At 61.9% G+C, this 16,875-nt stretch carries 13 protein-coding genes; 4 read left to right on the top strand and 9 right to left on the bottom strand.

The window, feature by feature from the left end:
* Positions 1-473: 473 nt before the first annotated feature.
* The gene (locus KGA88_RS29365) at positions 474-1,094 is read right to left on the bottom strand and encodes a glutathione S-transferase family protein (RefSeq protein ID WP_110660756.1); all 621 of its coding nucleotides are present in this window, start codon (positions 1,092-1,094) and stop codon (positions 474-476) included.
* A 354-nt stretch (positions 1,095-1,448) separates the two neighbouring features.
* Between KGA88_RS29365 and KGA88_RS29370 the strand changes: the two genes are divergently transcribed.
* Entirely contained in the window at positions 1,449-2,774 is a 1,326-nt protein-coding gene (locus KGA88_RS29370) for an OprD family porin (protein WP_223596128.1), read from the top strand.
* A 183-nt stretch (positions 2,775-2,957) separates the two neighbouring features.
* Here the strand turns inward: KGA88_RS29370 and KGA88_RS29375 are convergent, their stop codons facing one another.
* A complete protein-coding gene (locus KGA88_RS29375) occupies positions 2,958-4,538 on the bottom strand; it encodes a hypothetical protein (protein WP_223596129.1) in 1,581 nt (526 codons plus the stop codon).
* A 215-nt stretch (positions 4,539-4,753) separates the two neighbouring features.
* Between KGA88_RS29375 and KGA88_RS29380 the strand changes: the two genes are divergently transcribed.
* Complete coding sequence (locus tag KGA88_RS29380; protein WP_223596130.1) at positions 4,754-5,848, top strand: polyamine ABC transporter substrate-binding protein; 1,095 nt, start codon at positions 4,754-4,756, stop codon at positions 5,846-5,848.
* A 194-nt stretch (positions 5,849-6,042) separates the two neighbouring features.
* Here KGA88_RS29380 and KGA88_RS29385 read toward each other — a convergent pair whose 3' ends face one another.
* Positions 6,043-6,831: an AraC family transcriptional regulator gene (locus tag KGA88_RS29385; protein ID WP_223596131.1), complete on the bottom strand. Its 789-nt coding sequence runs from the start codon at positions 6,829-6,831 to the stop codon at positions 6,043-6,045.
* Between the two features lie 85 nt (positions 6,832-6,916).
* Between KGA88_RS29385 and KGA88_RS29390 the strand changes: the two genes are divergently transcribed.
* The gene (locus tag KGA88_RS29390; protein WP_223596132.1) at positions 6,917-7,915 is read left to right on the top strand and encodes a bile acid:sodium symporter family protein; all 999 of its coding nucleotides are present in this window, start codon (positions 6,917-6,919) and stop codon (positions 7,913-7,915) included.
* Positions 7,916-8,045: 130 nt separating this feature from the next.
* On the opposite strand, the gene KGA88_RS29395 is transcribed toward KGA88_RS29390, so the two are convergent.
* From KGA88_RS29395 to ribBA, 6 genes are all read right to left on the bottom strand, one after another.
* The gene (locus KGA88_RS29395; protein WP_223596134.1) at positions 8,046-9,749 is read right to left on the bottom strand and encodes an amidase; all 1,704 of its coding nucleotides are present in this window, start codon (positions 9,747-9,749) and stop codon (positions 8,046-8,048) included.
* A 1,418-nt stretch (positions 9,750-11,167) separates the two neighbouring features.
* Positions 11,168-12,322 carry an ABC transporter ATP-binding protein gene (locus tag KGA88_RS29400; RefSeq protein WP_110661723.1) on the bottom strand — a complete coding sequence of 385 codons (1,155 nt, stop codon included), beginning with the start codon at positions 12,320-12,322 and terminating at the stop codon, positions 11,168-11,170.
* A gap of 16 nt (positions 12,323-12,338) precedes the next feature.
* Positions 12,339-13,148 (bottom strand): ABC transporter permease, encoded by an 810-nt coding sequence (locus KGA88_RS29405; RefSeq protein ID WP_007976227.1) that lies wholly within the window; start codon positions 13,146-13,148, stop codon positions 12,339-12,341.
* A 6-nt stretch (positions 13,149-13,154) separates the two neighbouring features.
* Complete coding sequence (locus KGA88_RS29410; RefSeq protein ID WP_223596136.1) at positions 13,155-14,099, bottom strand: ABC transporter permease; 945 nt, start codon at positions 14,097-14,099, stop codon at positions 13,155-13,157.
* Positions 14,096-15,121, bottom strand: a complete 1,026-nt coding sequence (locus KGA88_RS29415) for an ABC transporter substrate-binding protein (RefSeq protein ID WP_223596138.1) — start codon at positions 15,119-15,121, stop codon at positions 14,096-14,098. Before KGA88_RS29415 ends, KGA88_RS29410 begins: the two co-directional genes overlap by 4 nt.
* Positions 15,122-15,425: 304 nt before the next feature.
* Positions 15,426-16,535, bottom strand: a complete 1,110-nt coding sequence (ribBA, locus tag KGA88_RS29420) for a bifunctional 3,4-dihydroxy-2-butanone-4-phosphate synthase/GTP cyclohydrolase II (protein WP_110661719.1) — start codon at positions 16,533-16,535, stop codon at positions 15,426-15,428.
* 70 nt (positions 16,536-16,605) lie between these two features.
* Between ribBA and KGA88_RS29425 the strand changes: the two genes are divergently transcribed.
* Positions 16,606-16,875 (top strand): DUF1330 domain-containing protein (locus KGA88_RS29425; protein ID WP_223596140.1); only part of this gene is annotated, 270 nt, incomplete at its 3' end.

A 16,875-nucleotide genomic window follows, 5' to 3' on the forward strand; every position in this document is an offset into this window, starting at 1 on the left:
CGTTAACGATAACGCGTGTAAGCAGGATAAACGCGGCGCACTTGAATCCATCGCCGGCAAGCCGGCTCCTACAGGATTTGTAGGTCACGCGGTCCCTTGTAGGAGCTGGCTTGCCAGCGATGGTCGTCAACGATAACGCGTGTAAGCAGGATAAACGCGGCGCACTTGAATCCATCGCCGGCAAGCCGGCTCCTACAGGATTTGTAGGTCACGCGGTCCCTTGTAGGAGCTGGCTTGCCAGCGATGGTCGTTAACGATAACGCGTGTAAGCAGGATAAACGCGGCGCACTTGAATCCATCGCCAGCAAGCCGGCTCCTACAGGATTTGTAGGTCACGCGGTCCCTTGTAGGAGCTGGCTTGCCAGCGATGGACGTCAACGATAACGCGTGTAAGCAGGATAAACGCGGCGCACTTGAATCCATCGCCGGCAAGCCGGCTCCTACAGGTATTGCGTGTTACCCGGGATTGCAGTTCAAGCATCCTTGAACACATTCAGGCCGCGTTGCACCGCCGGCCTGGCTTCGACGCTGTCGAACCAGCGTGAGAGCTGTGGAAGCAGCTTCCACTCCAGCCGGTCACGGAACGCCCTTGCGATGGTGAACGCGGAGATGTCGGCCATGGTGAACTGCGCCCCGGCCATGAATTCGCCCGTCAAAAAACTTTCCGCATAGGTCAATTGCTCGATCACCCGCAGATCGATGATCGCCGCGGCCTTGTCCTGTCTCGCCTGATGCAGAAAAAAGGCGGCATGGCTGGGAGCGATGACGTCGGTCACAAAAAAGAAATAGCGGTCAATCACCCGGGTGCGCTCAGGCCCGGGCTGCGCCGGTGCCAGCTTTCCGGGCGCGATGGAGTCGGCGTACTGGATGATCGCGTTGGACTGGTTGATGACCAGCGCCGGCGTGGTCCCGTGATCGACCAGGGTCGGGACTTTCCCGGCCGGGTTGAGCGCCAGGTAGTCCGGCCCGCGATGCTCCTGCGCATACAGGTCGAGCCTGCGTGCGGTGTAGGCGATGCCGGCTTCTTCCAGGGCGATCGCGGCCCGCAGGCTGTTGCCGGTATTGGCGCCGAACAGCTCTATCCGATCGTTCATGGGTATTGCTCCTTGAGGGACTCACGGGCAGCCAGGCAACACTGCCGATGAAGTCAGTATGGTGAAAATCCGCCGCACCGATATGCAAAAACGGTGACCGTCCATATCCCTGTGCGACAAGCCTTATCCCTCCACGAAAACTACTTTCACCGCATTTGATAATAGCCTCTCGAAATGTTTTAAGAGTTTCACAAGCCATTCAGTAAACCCTTACCTCGAACTTGTGATGCGCATGTCACTCATCGGGCGCGCCTGCTTGCGCGTTCGTGTTGAGCGCAGTTGCGTGGGCGGCAATCGGGCCCTGACTGGCGATGAAACCTTCAAATAACGATAAGAAACACCCAGGAGCACCGTATGTTCAAACGCGCCATTCCCACCGCAGTCCTGTTGGCCACCGGTTCGCTGTGTGCACAGGCCGCCGATTCCGTCACCCATGGTTTTCTCGAAAACAGCAAGGCCAGCCTCTCGATGCGCACCTTGTACTTCAACAGCGACAATCGTGACGGCGCGGCGGACCCTTCGAAAACCGAAGAGGCGGCCCAGGGTTTCGTATTGCGCTATGAGTCGGGGTTTACCCAGGGCGCGGTGGGGTTCGGGCTCGATGCCCAGGCGTTGCTCGGCATCACGCTGGACAGCGGAGCAGGGCGCCACGTCGGTAGTGGCATGATTCCTTCTGACGGCGACGGCGCGGCGGCCGCCTGGAGCAGCTTCGGCCCTACGGCGAAGATGCGCCTTGCCAAGACTGAGTTTCGCTACGGCACCTTGCTGCCAAAGTTGCCGATCCTGCTCGCCAACGATGCCCGTGTGTTGCCGCAATCGTTTACCGGCGCGCAGGTCACCTCGAACGACATCGATGGCCTGACGTTGACCAGCGGCGTGCTTGAACACGCGGTAGGGCGCGCCTCGACGGATCGCACAGGACTCTCGGTCGCCGGCAGCACCCAGGACAGCAACAAGTTCTACTACGCTGGCGCCGACTACAACCTCACCAAAACGCTCAAGACCCAGTATTACTTCGCGCAACTGGAAGACTTCTACAACCAGAACTTCCTCGGACTGACGCACATCCTGCCCATCGACAGCGCCAGCTCGTTGACCACCGACCTGCGCTATTTCCGCACCACCTCCAGCGGTGCCAACAGCTCGGCCTCCGGGCGCGCGCAAGGCTATCGGGTATCGGGTTACACCGACGACAACGACGGTGAAATCGACAACAGCACCTGGTCTGCGATGGTCACCTACACCCATGGCGGGCACGCGGTCACGCTGGGGCATCAACAGGTGGGCGATGGCAGCAACTTCGTCCAGCCCAACCAGGGCAGCCTGGTGGACAAGGGGGCGGGCGGCGGCAGTGTCTACCTGCCCACCGACAAGATGATCCAGAACTTTGCCCGGGCCGGCGAGCAGACGAACTTCGGGCAATACACCTACGACTTCGCGCCCTTGGGCGTGCCGGGCCTGAAAGCCTCGATCGTGTATCTGAAGGGCACGGACATCAAGGCGCAGAACGCCAGCGACCAGTCCGAGTGGGAGCGCGACATGACGCTGGACTACGTGCTGCAATCAGGGACGTTCAAGGGGGTGGGTTTCTCCTTGCGTAATGCCACGTCCAATACCGATGCGGGCCGCAATGTGGATCAGACCCGGTTCATCATCAACTACACCTTGTCGTTGCTGTAGGCGAGCAAAGCGATAGAACAGAGCGTTGATTGTGGCGAGGGAGCTTGCTCCCGTTGGGTCGCGCAGCGGCCCCCAGCATTCGGTCGGGTATACCGCGTCGGTAGAATTTGCGACTGCTGCGCAGCCGAGCGGGAACAAGCTCCCTCGCCACAGGGAGCCGGCTCATTCAGGTATCCGGATTGTCTACTTCTCGCTCAGGCGTGCAGGTTCGCTGCTTGCATTCACCCCCTTGTCCCACAGCGCAACCAACCCGCCAAACGTCCCGACATAGGCCGTGCCATCCGGCGCCAATGTGATCGGCGACCAGTTGTTGTCGAATGCCTGGCCGACCCCGCTCAACGCCTTGAACCGGGTCTGGCCGCTGGCGAAATCCAGCGCCATCAGGTACCAGGCGTTCTCGCCGTCGGCCTGCGGCTCGAAGGTGTAGAAGTACAGCAGACCGTTGCCCACCGAGAGTTTCGGCACCACCGAAGGCGAGCGTTCTTTCGATTCCCAGACAAGGTCGCAGCCCGACTCGTCGGCACGGATGTCGATGCGGCTGATACCACCGTGTACGGCCTGCCAGTCCTTCTGCGCGAAGGCGCTGGTGTAGCCGGCGTTGTTCTCGAGGATGATCGAGCGACCCCAGCCGATGGCCGAGTTGTCGGTGGCCGAGGCGTTGTTGTCGAACACGGGCAATTTGCAGATCAGGCGATTGCCGGCGTAGTCCTGCTCGCGACGGTAGACCAGCAGGTTGATGCGCCCGTCGCTGTTGTCGGTGATGGTGACGTAGCGCTCGCCGAGCAGGGTCGGTGTGGTGCCGCTGCCTTGGTTGATCGCACCGACCTTGCGCCCGGTGCCACGGTCGTAGACTTCGCGCCAGCCTTGCACGGGCTTGCCGTCGGCATCGGCGGCGAAGCGGTACATGGCGTGATCGGACACCAGATAGACGCCGTCGGCCGCCACCGACATGCCGTTCTGGATTTCTTCGTTGGCCAGTTGGGTGCCCTGGACCTTGCCAGTGTCGGGGTTCAGTGTGCCGATGCGGCCACGCCGGGTGATCCACCAGATCAAGCCCTGGTGATCGGGCATGACCCCGGTGATGGGGTCGCATTCGCCCTTGGGAAACCACGAGGTCGGGCGCACGCAATCGTGCGGGACCTTGTCGCTCAGGTCCCAGTCATCAACCTTTTCGAACGACCACGCACCGGCAGCGTCCTGACGATGCACCACGCGCTGGATGTGCTGCTCGGCGTCGGCGATGACCACGCGATTCTGTTCATCGATATAGAAATAGGCGCCGGAGGTGTCTGCCATGATCTTGTCCGGGTCCAGGGTAATCAACGCGTGGAAGGTCGACGGTCGCGGCGGCAGCGGGTAGCGGGCCAACAGCTTGAGGGTACGCGGTTCGAGCAGTTGCAGTTCGAATTGCATCAGGTTGGCGCACAACACCACCAGGCGCCCCTGCTGATCGAAGGTGTGAATCGGGCACATGCCGCCGGGCTTGCGACTGCCATCACGGCTGCTCGTTTGCATGTCCCGGCCTAACGGGCCTGGGCCGGGGTGCGTGTCGGAGCTATAGCCATCGGAATGCATATAGCTGCTGCCATTGCTGGCCATGAAGGGGTTGGTGGGCACGGCACCGCTCAACGGTTGCGCCACGGCGGCACTGCCGATCTGGGACGTGGCATTGCCGGTGCTGGTCAGCGGTTGCGGGTCATAGGGTTCGGAACAGGCACTGAGCAGGCCGAGCAGAGGCAGGGCAAGCAGAAGTGGAGCACGCATCGAAGCCTCGCGATCTTGTTATTGGTGTGAAGCGTAATAAGCAGCAAACGGGGTGTGCAGGCATCGGCAGTTTGGACTAACTGTCGATTCATTGCCGATCAAAGCGGACAGTTATATTGGCCTTTTCGATCCCCTTTTGGCCTGACCCACGCTGTGAACCGGCCACGCCGTCAGCAAGAATCAGAGCACTCACGGCATACTTGGGGAAATGATCCATGCACACGATCAAACTGGGCGTCACCGCCTGCGGGCTGTCGCTGCTGGCCAGCGCGGTGCACGCCGAACAACAGGAATTGCGGGTGTACAACTGGGCGGACTACATCCTGCCGTCCGTCCCCAAGGATTTTGCCAGGGACACCGGGATCAAGGTGACCTGGGACACCTTCGACACCAACGAGTCCCTGGAAGCCAAGCTGCTCACCGGCAACTCGGGCTACGACCTGGTGGTGCCCTCGAACCAGTTCATCGAAACCCAGATCAAGGCGGGGGTGTTCCAGAAACTCGACAAGTCCAAGTTGCCGAACTGGTCGCACCAGGACCCGGCGTTGCTCAAGCTGCTGGACAAGAACGACCCGGGCAACCAGTACGGCGTGCCCTACATGTACGGCACCGTGCTGATCGGCTTCAACCCGGCCAAGGTCAAGGCGGCGCTGGGCGAAAATGCGCCGGTGGACAGTTGGGACCTGGTGTTCAAGCCCGAGAACATGGAAAAGCTCAAGGCCTGTGGCGTCGCCATGCTCGACTCGCCGTCGGAGATCCTGCCGCTGGCCCTGCATTACCTGGGGCTGGACCCGAACAGCCAGAACCCCGATGACTACGAAAAAGCCAAGACGCTGATGCTCAAGGTTCGCCCTTACGTCACCTACTTCAACTCTGCCAAGTACATGACCGACATCGCCAACGGCGATATCTGCGTGGCCATCGGTTACTCCGGCAGCTTCTATCAGTTCGGCAATCGCGCCAAAGAGGCGGGCAACGGCGTGGTCGTCGACTGGCGCCTGCCCAAAGAGGGCGCGCCGATCTGGTTCGACACCTTCGCCATCCCGAAAAGCGCGAAGAACGTCACCGAGGCCCACGAATTCCTCAACAACCTGCTGGACCCGAAAGTCATCGCACCGATCAGCGACTTCCTCGGCTACCCCAATGCCAACAAAGACTCGCTGACGCTGATCAACAAGGACATCACCGGCAACCCGAACCTGACGCCGACCAGCGAAGCACTGGCGACGCTGTATGTGGTGCAGCCATTGCCGCAAAAGCTCGAGCGGGTGCGCACGCGGGTCTGGACCAGCATCAAGTCCGATCAGTAAAACCCTATCCCTGTAGGAGCGAGCCTCTGTGGCGAGGGGGCTTGCCCCCGTTCGACTGCGAAGCAGTCGTAAAATCTGCCAATGCGTTTTTCCAGACAGGCCCCATTGTTTGGTTTTGGGGCCGCTCCGCGACCCAACGGGGGCAAGCCCCCTCGCCACATAGGCTCGTTCCCACAGGTTGTACGGTGCAGGGCTCAGCGAAAAAACTCCCCCGGTGTTTCGCCGAACTGCTGGCGGAAGGCGGCGATAAACGCCGATGTCGAGTCGTAGCCACAGGCCAACGCAACGTCGGTCACGCGCTCGCCCTGTTCCAGTGGCGTCAGGGCGCCGAGCAGGCGCAAACGCTGGCGCCAGGCGCGAAACGTCAGGCCGGTGTCGCGCAGGAACAGGCGACTGAGGGTTTTCTCGGTGACGCCGAATCTGTCGCTCCAGTGGCTCAGCGTGGTTTGTTGCTCCGGATGCGCCTCCAGGCTTTGCGCGATTTGCCGCAACCGGCTGTCCTGGGGCAGGGGCAGCATCAGGTCGATCTGCGGCGCCTCAGCCAACTGATCCAGAATCACCTGGGCCAACCGACCGTGCGGCCCGTCCTGATCGTATTCCACCGGAACCTGGCTGAAGGCACGGATCAACTCGCGCAACAGATCGCTGACCCCCAACACATGGCAGCTCGGCGGCGCCCACGTCGAGACGCTGCAATCGATGTACAGGCTGCGCATTTCCGTACGCGGTGAACTGAACACCCGGTGCGGCATGCCCGCCGGAATCCACACCGCAGGCTCCGGCGGGGCGACGAAACGCCCGACGCCGGTCTGGATTTCGAGCACACCCTGGATCGCATAGGAAAGCTGCACCCATGGATGGCTGTGGCGCCGGGTCAGGGCGCGATTGGGCAGCGATTCGGTACGACCATAGAGTGGTCGCGGCAGGCTGGACAGTCCGGGAATACTGCGTCGAACACTCTTGTCATGTCCTTTAGGCGGCATCAGCTGGCTCATCGGCGTTAGTCGGTAATATCCAGTCACGTTAGAGTCGCTTGCACGTACTGGCAACCCCCGGATGATCAAACCCATGACTCGCCCCCGTCTGTTACCCGACAACTTCACCCTGACCCTGATCGGCGTAGTGACGCTTGCCAGCCTGCTCCCCGCCAGCGGCCAGGTCGCGGTCGGTTTTGGCTGGCTGACCAACATCGCCATCGCGCTGTTGTTTTTCCTGCATGGCGCCAAACTCTCCCGCGAGTCGATCATTGCCGGTGCCGGGCACTGGCGCCTGCATCTGCTGGTGTTCAGCCTGACCTTCGTGCTGTTTCCGCTGCTCGGCCTGGCGCTCAAACCGTTGCTGTCGCCGCTGATTGGCAATGACCTGTACATGGGCATGCTCTACCTGTGCGCGCTGCCCGCCACGGTGCAGTCGGCGATTGCCTTCACTTCGCTGGCGCGGGGCAACATCCCGGCGGCGATCTGCAGTGCGGCGGCGTCCAGCCTGTTCGGGATTTTTCTCACGCCGTTGCTGGTGACCCTGCTGCTCAACGTGCACGGCGAAGGTAGTTCGACTCTCGACGCCATCCTCAAGATCAGCGTGCAGTTGCTGCTGCCGTTCATTGCCGGACAGATCGCGCGGCGCTGGATCGGCAACTGGGTGGCGCGCAACAAGAGCTGGTTGAAGTTCGTCGATCAGGGGTCGATCTTGCTGGTGGTCTACGGGGCGTTCAGCGAGGCGGTGATCGAGGGCCTGTGGCAGCAGATTCCGTTGCTGGATCTGGTTGGGCTGGTGCTGGTCTGCTGCATCGTCCTGGCGCTGGTGTTGGTGGCCGCGACCGTACTGGGCAAGGCGTTCGGCTTCAATCAGGAAGACCGCATCACCATTCTGTTCTGCGGCTCGAAGAAAAGCCTGGCGACTGGCGTGCCGATGGCGCAGGTGTTGTTTGCCGGTAGCACCATTGGCTTGCTGATCCTGCCACTGATGTTGTTCCACCAGATTCAACTGATGGTCTGTGCGGTGCTGGCGCAGCGTTATGCCAAGCGGCCGGAATCGATTCCGGAACTGATGGCCCAGGTCGATCCTTGATGATTCGGGACTGGAGTCTGCTGTAGGAGCCAGCTTGCTGGGATGGACTCAAACGCGCCGAGTTTATCCAGTAGACACGCGTTATCGTTAACGACCATCGCGAGCAGGCTCGCTCCTACAGCCCGAACTTTTACCGCAGCGGCGGGGTACGCGGCGGGATCATGCGTTTGCTGCCGGTCGACTCGAACGCCGACGCCAGGTGCAGCAGCTTCGAGTCGTCATAGGCGCGACCGGCAAACGTCAGGCCGACCGGCATGCCGATGTCCGGCATCACGCCCATCGGCACGGTGACCGTCGGCACGCCAAGGTGGCGGATGGCGAGGTTGCCGTTGGCGACCCACACGCCGTTGCTCCAGGCGATGTCCGCCGATTGCGGATCGACATCGGCATTCGCCGGCCCCACATCGGCGACCGTCGGGAACAGCACCGCGTCGAGGCCCAGGCGATCCATCCAGTCTTCCAGGTCGATCTTGCGGGTCTTTTCCAGTCCGCGCAGGCCGTCGGGCACTGTGCTGATCTGGTCCCACGGGGTGATGCCGCGCTCGGCCATGCGCACGTATTCGTCCATGCCGGCGGCCAGGTCGCCCTCGCGGTTAGGCAGGGTACCCGGGTCGTGAGGGAAGATCTGCGGGCCGTCGACATCGACGAGGCGATTCAATTTCGGGTCGCCGTTGGCCTGCAGGAAATCATCGAACGCCCAGGCGGTCAGGTCCCACAGTTCGTGGTGCAGAAATTCCTTGGAGACGATGCCGCGATTGAACACGGTCGGCGCGCCAGGACGATCGCCTTCGCAGTTGGAGACCAGCGGGAAATCCACGTCGAGCACTTCGGCGCCGGCGTCTTCCAGGGCCTTGCGGGCCTGTTCCCAGAGCCCGATCACCGAAGGACGGGTGTTGATGCGCTGGCCGGTCGGGCCACCGATGCCCGGCGCTTCGGATGTGCCGGCTTCAGGGTCGGCGTTGATGTACATGCGCGGAATGCCGAACTTCTTGCCTTTGAGCGCTTCGCTGTTCGCGGCCAGCGCGGCATAGGATTGCGGGCGTACCTCAGATGATTTCGGAATCGGCACCCAAGGCTGCAAGCGCCACAGGTCGCCGCGAGTGTCCGGGTCATCGGCTACGACCACGTCGAGCACTTCGAGCAGGTCGGCCATGGTCCGGGCAAACGGCACGACCACGTCCATGGTCGGGGTCAGCGGCCAGTTGCCGCGTACCGAGATCACCCCGCGTGAAGGGGTGTAGGCGCACAAACCGTTGTTCGAGGCCGGGCCGCGACCGCTCGACCAGGTTTCTTCCGCCAGGCCAAAGGCCGAGAAGCTGGCCGCGGTCGCCGTGCCGGCACCGTTCGACGAACCGGAAGCGAAAGGCGCGGTGAGGTAGTCAGCGTTGTACGGGCTTTCGGCGCGGCCGTAGACGCCACGCTGCATCCCGCCATTGGCCATCGGCGGCATGTTGGTCTTGCCCAGGCAGATCGCCCCGCCAGCGCGCAGGCGTTCGACGGTGAATGCATCGCGATAGGCGACCAGGTCCTTGAAGGCCGGGCTGCCGGAAGCGGCGGTGAGACCCTTGACCAGATAGCTGTCCTTGGCGGTGTACGGGATGCCGTCCAACGGCCCCAGCACCTGGCCCTTGGCGCGACGGGCGTCGGAGGCCTGCGCCTCGGCGAGCGCCTCGGGGTTGCGCACCACGACCGCGTTCAGCGCCGTTGGCGTTTGCGGGCCGTCATACGCGTCGATCCGCGCGAGATAAGCCTGGACCAGCTCGACCGAGGTGGTCTGGCCGGATTCGAGCGCGGCGCGCAGCTCGGCGATGGAGACTTCGGTAACTTCGATCATGCTGCCACCGCCGCTTGCAGGTGGAGGGTCCCAAACACTTCACTTTTCTCGAAATGGACTTTCATATCGTTATTCTCGTTGCACTGTGTGGCACGACAGGGGTCGGGTGTTAAAAATACTGAGCACTATTTAGCATTAAACCGGGATTTTAGGAATCCGTTGTCCAATTTATCTTACAGGCGACAGAAAAAAGGTTCTCCACTCATTCCCGGGAAACTGTAGGAGCCGGCTTGCTGGCGATGGACTCCAGTGCGCCGCGTTTATCCGGATCATAGCGTTATCGTTAACGACCATCGCTGGCAAGCCAGCTCCTACAAGGGACCGCGTCCTGGTCGAAATGACGTGAACGCCAAACTGTAGGAGCCGGCTTGCTGGCGATGGACTCAAGTGCGCCGCGTTTATCCGGATCATAGCGTTATCGTTAACGACCATCGCTGGCAAGCCAGCTCCTACAAGGGACCGCGTCCTGGTCGAAATGACGTGAACGCCAAACTGTAGGAGCCGGCTTGCTGGCGATGGACTCAAGTGCGCCGCGTTTATCCGGATCACAGCGTTATCGTTAACGACCATCGCTGGCAAGCCAGCTCCTACAAGGGACCGCGTCCTGGTCGAAATGACGTGAACGCCAAACTGTAGGAGCCGGCTTGCTGGCGATGGACTCAAGTGCGCCGCGTTTATCCGGATCACAGCGTTATCGTTAACGACCATCGCTGGCAAGCCAGCTCCTACAAGGGACCGCGTCCTGGTCGAAATGACGTGAACGCCAAACTGTAGGAGCCGGCTTGCTGGCGATGGACTCAAGGGCGCCGCGTTTATCCGGATCATAGCGTTATCGTTAACGACCATCGCTGGCAAGCCAGCTCCTACAAGGGACCGCGTCCTGATCGAAATGATGTGAACGCCAAACTGTAGGAGCCGGCTTGCTGGCGATGGACTCGAGTGCACCGCGTTTATCCTGTACACACGCGTTATCGTTAACGACCATCGCTGGCAAGCCAGCTCCTACAAGGGCCCGCGTCCTGGTCGAAATGACGTGAACGCCAAACCGTAGGAGCCGGCTTGCTGGCGATGGACTCAAGGGCGCCGCGTTTATCCGGATCATAGCGTTATCGTTAACGACCATCGCTGGCAAGCCAGCTCCTACAAGGGCCCGCGTCCTGGTCGAAATGACGTGAACGCCAAACTGTAGGAGCCGGCTTGCTGGCGATGGACTCGAGTGCACCGCGTTTATCCGGTTCGTACGCGTTATCGTTAACGACCATCGCTGGCAAGCCAGCTCCTACAGGGGACCGCGTCCGGGTCGAAATGACGTGAACGCCAAAGCCGTGAAATTACCAGAAAAAAGGCCACCACAACCCGACGTTGTGGTGGCCCGAGGGGTGACTCATGATAGTGGCCCGCACGCGCAGGCCAATGGATCAGTGAGCGCCGGCAGCCTTGTTCAGGTCGCTTTCGGCCCATTCGGTGTAGACGCAGGCATCGGCGGTGGCCCAGCGCACTCGCACCGGGTCACCGGCCTTGAGCGGCATGCCGGCGGCGGACAGTGCCTTGACCGTCATCGAGGTGCCGCCCGCGGTGACCACGCTGCAGGTCTGGCTTTCGCCGAGAAACAACACTTCCACGACCTGGGCCGAGACCTCGTTCCAGCCGGCGGCCAGCGGTTCGGCAAGGGCTTGTTCATTGCTCAGGGCCAGGGCTTTTTCCGGACGCACCATCAACAGCACGTCCTGATCGGTTTGCAGGCCGGCAGTGAGACGGATCGACAGCGCCTGACCTTCGAAGGTGGCCACCGCATTACCTTGGGCCTTGAGCTTGAGGAAGTTCGAGTTGCCAAGGAACGACGCAACAAAGGCGTTCGGCGGGTTCTGGTACAGGTCATAACCGCTGCCGAGGCCAACGATCTTGCCGTGGCTGAAAATCGCGATGCGCTGGGACAGGCGCATGGCCTCTTCCTGATCGTGGGTCACGTAGACGATGGTGATGCCCAGGCGCCGATGCAGCTGGCGCAGTTCATCCTGCAAGTCTTCGCGCAGTTTCTTGTCCAGTGCACCGAGGGGTTCGTCCATCAGCAGGATGCGTGGCTCGTAGACCAGCGCCCGAGCAATGGCGACCCGTTGCTGCTGGCCACCGGACAATTGCGAAGGGCGGCGATGGGCAAATTGCTCGAGCTGCACCAGTTTGAGCATCGCATCGACCCGGCGCTCGCGCTCGGCAGTGGCGAGTTTGCGGATGGCCAGCGGGAAGGCGATGTTGTCGCGCACCGACAGATGCGGGAACAGCGAGTAACGCTGGAACACCATGCCGATGTCGCGCTTGTGCGGCGGCACGTTGACCAGCGACTGGTCGTTGACCAGGATCTCGCCGCTGCTCGGCGTTTCGAAACCGGCAAGCATCGACAGCGTGGTGCTTTTGCCCGAGCCGCTGGAGCCGAGGAAGGTGAGGAACTCACCGTCCTTGATGTCCAGCGAGATGTTGTCCACGGCGGCAAAGTCGCCGTAGTGCTTGTTCAGGTTGCGCAAGCTGACCAGGGGTTTGTCATTTTGCTGCGCGGAATCTTTGATCACTGCACTCATGTCGTACTCCTGGCGCTCAAGCGCTGATTTCGTTGCGCCGGCGCAGGGCAGCGGCGATGACCATGACCAACACCGAGAGGCCGATCAGCAGCGTCGAAGCGACGGCGATCACGGGCGTCAAGTCCTGGCGCAGGGTGGTCCACATTTTCACGGGAAGGGTTTGCAGGGTCGGGCTGGCCATCATCACGCTCAGCACCACTTCATCCCAGGAGACGAGGAAGGCGAAGAGGGCGCCGGCCACCATCCCCGGACGGATCGCCGGGAAGGTCACCTTGAACACCGCTTGCAGGCGCGAGGCGCCGCAGATCACCGCCGCGTCCTCGATCGACTGATCGAACAGCTTCAGCGAGTTGATGATCGAGATGATGGTGAACGGCAGCGCGACGATCACGTGGCTGACCACGAAGGCGAACATGGTCCCGGTGTAGCCGAGTTTCAGGAACAGCGCGTACACCGCCACGGCGATGATCACCAGCGGCACGATCATCGGCAGGGTGAACAGGCCGTAGAGCATTTCCCGGCCGGGGAAGCGACCCCGCACCAGGGCGAACGCGGTCGGCAGGCCCAACGCGACGGCGAAGAACGTAGTCAGCACCGCGACCTTGAGGCTGGCCATCGCCGCGTTCATCCAGTCGGCGTTGGAGAAGAACTGGCCGTACCATTTCAGGGTCCAGCCCGGCGGCGGGAACACCAGCCATTGTGATGAACCGAACGACAGCAGCACGATGAACACGATCGGCAGCAGCAGGAACAGACCGATCAGCCCGGTGGTGGCATACAGGCCGAAGCGCATGCGCCGGCTCATGGCATTGGGGGTCAGGAGCATGACGGCTTACCTCGCGTTGCTGGCGCCAACCGGGGATTCCGGCTGGAGCTTCAGGTAGAAGTAGAACAACACCAGCGTGATCACGATCAGCAACGCGGCGCCGGCACTGGCCAGGCCCCAGTTGAGGAACGACTGCACCTGCTGGATGATGAACTCGGGCAGCATCATGTTCTGCGCACCGCCCAGCAGGGCCGGGGTGACGTAGTAACCGAGGGACATCACGAACACCATCAGGCCGCCGGAGAACAGCCCCGGCCGGCACAGCGGCAGGAACACCCGGAAGAAGTTGGTCCAGGGGCTGGCGCCGCAGATGGAACCGGCCTGCAGGATCATCGGGTCGATGGCCTGCATGGTCGCCTGCAACGGCAGCACGATGAACGGGATCATGATGTAGCTCATGCCGATCACCACGCCGGTGAGGTTGTGCACCATCTCCAGCGGCTGATCGATGATGCCCATGGCCATCAACGCCTTGTTGATCACCCCCGAGGCTTGCAGCAACACCAGCCAGGAGTAGGTGCGGGCGAGCAGGCTGGTCCACATCGACAACAGCACGATGCTGAGGATCCAGCGCCCCCAGCCACGGGGCACCAGGGTGATCGCCCAGGCCAGCGGGAAGCCCAGCAGCAGGCTGAACAGGGTCACCAGTCCCGCCACCGAGAAGGTGTTCAACAACACCCGGGCGTAGGCGGAGTTGGCGAACAGTTGCTCGTAGTTGCCCAGCCCCGGTACCGGTTCCAGCACGCCGCGCAGCAACAGGCCGATCAGCGGCGCGAGAAAGAACAGGCCGAGAAACAGCAGGGCCGGGACCAGGTTACTGGCGCCACGCCAACGCTGTTTCAGCGACGGCGAGGGTGGCTTTGCAACAGACAGGGCGGATGCCGCACCGGCAGCGCCAATGGCGCTCCCGGTGGCCGTTGAGGGACGAGACGCGGTTGCCGTCATTTTCATTTGACCAGCCATTCGTTCCACCGTGTCGCGATGGCCGGACCGTTCTTGGCCCAGTACGCGAAATCAAGAGTGATTTGATCCTTTGCGTAGGCGGTCGGCAGGTTAGGGGCCAGCACCGAGTCCAGGCGCTGCACGCTGTCGACGTTGACCGGGGCGTAGGCGGTCAGGTTGGAGAAGTCGGCCTGGCCCTTGGCACTGCTGGCGCTGGCCAGGAACTTCATCGCCGCGTCCTTGTTCTTCGAACCCTTGGGAATGACCAGGATGTCGGCCATGACCAGGTTCTGCTTCCAGCTTACGCCGACCGGGGCGCCGTCTTCCTGCAGGGCGTGAATCCGCCCGTTCCAGAACTGGCCCATGCTCGCTTCACCGGAAGCCAGCAGCTGCTGCGACTGCGCGCCGCCGCCCCACCAGACGATGTCCTTCTTGATGGTGTCGAGTTTCTTGAACGCACGGTCCAGGTCCAACGGGTAGAGCTTGTCGGCAGGCACGCCATCGGCCAGCAAGGCCAGTTCAAGGACGCCAGGGCTTGGCCATTTGTAGAGGGCGCGTTTGCCGGGATAGGTCTTGGTGTCGAACAGCGCGGACCAGTCCTGAGGCTTGTTGGCGCCGAGCTTGCTTTCGTTGTAGCCGAGGACGAAGGAGAAGAAGAACGAGCCGACGCCGTGATCGCTGACAAAGCGCGGGTCGATCTTGTCGCGGTCAATGACTTTGAAATCGAGGGGTTCGAGCAAGCCTTCGGAGGCGGCGCGCAGGGCGAAGTCGGCTTCGACGTCGACCACGTCCCACTGCACGTTGCCGCTCTCGACCATGGCCTTGAGCTTGCCGTAGTCGGTCGGGCCATCCTGCACAACAGTGATGCCGCTGGCCTTGCTGAACGGGTCGGCCCAGGCCTGCTTCTGCGCATCCTGGGTGCTGCCGCCCCAACTCACGAAGTTGACGCTTTCAGCCGCCAGCAATGCCTGGCTGGTCACACTCAGCAGTCCCGCAAAAAGAACCGCGGTCGCACGTTTGTTCAACACCATTTTCACGCCCTCATTGTTGTGTTTATGAGCGGGGCTTTCGAGTGCCCGCCTATCGGGAGCAGTAGGTCCATCGAGTCAGTGCTGACTGTCCGGTCTATGGAATATCATATTATGGTATTCCAAGCTTTGTGCAAGCACTTTGCCGTACCGGCTATCAGCCGAAAGTGGAATTTTCAGTGTCGACGCATTCCCCTGTGGGAGCGGGCTTGCTCGCGAAGGCGGTGTGTCAGACAACTTTGGGCCGACTGACACTCCCTCTTCGCGAGCAAGCCCGCTCCCACAGGGAATGGCGCCAAACCGAGGGTTATTCGGTGAATGGAATGCTCTCCACCACCTCCAGGTCATACCCGGTCAAGCCCGCATATTTCAGCGGCGGGCCCAGATGGCGTAGCTTGCCGACGCCGAGGTTTTGCAAGATCTGCGCGCCGGTGCCCACTTCCGAATAAATCCGCGACTGCGAACGGCTGAACTGCCGTGGTGGTTGAGTCAATTGCGGCACACGCTCGAGCAAGGCCTGCGAGGATTCGTGGTTGGCCAGCACCACCACCACGCCGTGGCCTTCGGCGGCGACACGCTGCAACGCGGCCCACAGCGTCCAGTTGCTCGGCCCGCTGTACTCGGCCCCGACCAGGTCGCGCAATGGATCGATCACATGCACGCGCACCAGCGTCGGTTGCTCGCGGCGCAGATCGCCCATGACCATGGCCATGTGGACACCGCCTTCGATGCGATCCTCAAAGGTGATCAGACGAAAGGTGCCATGCACGGTCGGCAGGTCACGCTCACCGATGCGCACGATGGTGTGTTCGGTGCTCAGGCGATAGTGGATCAGGTCGGCGATGGTGCCGATCCTGATCCCGTGCCTGCGCGCGAACACTTCCAGGTCCGGGCGGCGGGCCATGGTGCCGTCGTCGTTCATTACTTCGACGATCACCGAGGCGGGCGTATGGCCGGCCAAACGTGCCAGGTCGCAGCCGGCTTCGGTGTGGCCGGCGCGGGTCAGCACGCCGCCTTCGCGGGCGCGCAACGGGAAGATGTGGCCCGGTTGCACGATGTCGGCAGGACCGGCGTTGGCGGCGACGGCAGCGGCCACGGTGCAGGCACGGTCTGCTGCGGAGATGCCGGTGGTGACACCGACGGCGGCCTCGATGGACACGGTGAAGGCGGTGCTGAACACGCTGCCGTTGCTTGGCACCATCTGTTCCAGGCCCAGGCGCTTGCAGTGTTCGTCGGTCAGGGTCAGGCAGATCAGGCCGCGGGCTTCGCGGGCCATGAAGCTGATCGCCTCGGGTGTGCAGCAGTCGGCGGCCAGCAACAGGTCGCCTTCGTTTTCCCGGTCTTCATCGTCGACCAGCAGGACCATTTTGCCGAGGCGGTAATCTTCGATGATTTCTTCGATGCTGTTGAAGGCCATGCTGGAGTCTCGGTGTTTGTTGAATGGGTAATCTGGTATACCATAATACAAAACTAACCGGGAGGTCACTATGAAGGCGTACTGGATTGCTCATGTGGATGTCACTGATGCTGATCAATACAGCCAATACACTCGGCGGGCGCCGCAGGCGTTTGCGTTGTATGGCGGTCGGGTTCTGGCTCGGGGTGGGCGTAGCGAGGCGATGGAAGGGCGGTCGACGCCGCAGCGCAGTGTGGTGATCGAGTTTGATTCGTATGATCAGGCGGTGGCTTGTTATCGGTCGGCGTTGTATCAGGAGGCTCGGGGGTTTCGTTTGGGGGTGGCTTTGGCTGAGGTCATC

This window comes from Pseudomonas sp. A-R-19 (genome assembly GCF_019956575.1).
Lineage (GTDB): Bacteria > Pseudomonadota > Gammaproteobacteria > Pseudomonadales > Pseudomonadaceae > Aquipseudomonas.